This is a genomic window from Sphingobacterium sp. MYb382 (genome assembly GCF_037572665.1).
GTDB lineage: Bacteria > Bacteroidota > Bacteroidia > Sphingobacteriales > Sphingobacteriaceae > Sphingobacterium.
Genome location: NZ_JBBGZT010000006.1, coordinates 1 through 670, shown reverse-complemented (window position 1 = coordinate 670; position 670 = coordinate 1). Strand labels below are relative to the sequence as shown.

Below are 670 nucleotides of genomic sequence, written 5' to 3'. Positions count from 1 at the left end.
CCTCCTGTTGTGCTATTACTTGTGTTGCTAAACCATTGATAGGTCAATGTACCTGTACCTTCTGCAATTACAGTTAAGGCCGTTTCTGTTGCGTCTTTACAGTAGACAGCTTCAGCTGGTGAACTTGTAATGGCTGTTGGTTTGTTAACCGTGATGGCTGCAACAGCTGATGTAGCCGCTGCACCACAGTCGCTGCCCACAACTACGTAGTAGTATTGTGTACCTACAACGTCTGTTGCTGGTGCATAGCTCGCTGAAGTTGCGCCAGAAATAGCTGTACCTCCTGTTGTGCTATTACTTGTGTTGCTAAACCATTGATAGGTCAATGTACCTGTACCTTCTGCAATTACAGTTAAGGCCGTTTCTGTTGCATCTTTACAGTAGACAGCTTCAGCTGGTGAACTTGTAATGGCTGTTGGTTTGTTAACCGTGATGGCTGCAACAGCTGATGTAGCCGCTGCACCACAGTCGCTGCCCACAACTACATAGTAGTATTGTGTTCCTACAACGTCGGTTGCTGGTGTATAGCTCGCTGAAGTTGCGCCAGAAATAGCTGTACCTCCTGTTGTGCTATTTGTTGTATTGCTATACCACTGGTAGGTCAATGTACCCGTGCCATCTGCCACAACCGCTAAAGCTGTAGCTGGAACATCTTTACAGTAGACAGCTT

1 protein-coding gene is annotated in these 670 nt (G+C 46.6%); it reads right to left on the bottom strand.

Features of this window, described 5'->3' with window-relative positions:
• On the bottom strand, window positions 1-670 hold a 670-nt coding region (locus WH223_RS00765; protein WP_340045612.1), incomplete at both ends, for a hypothetical protein.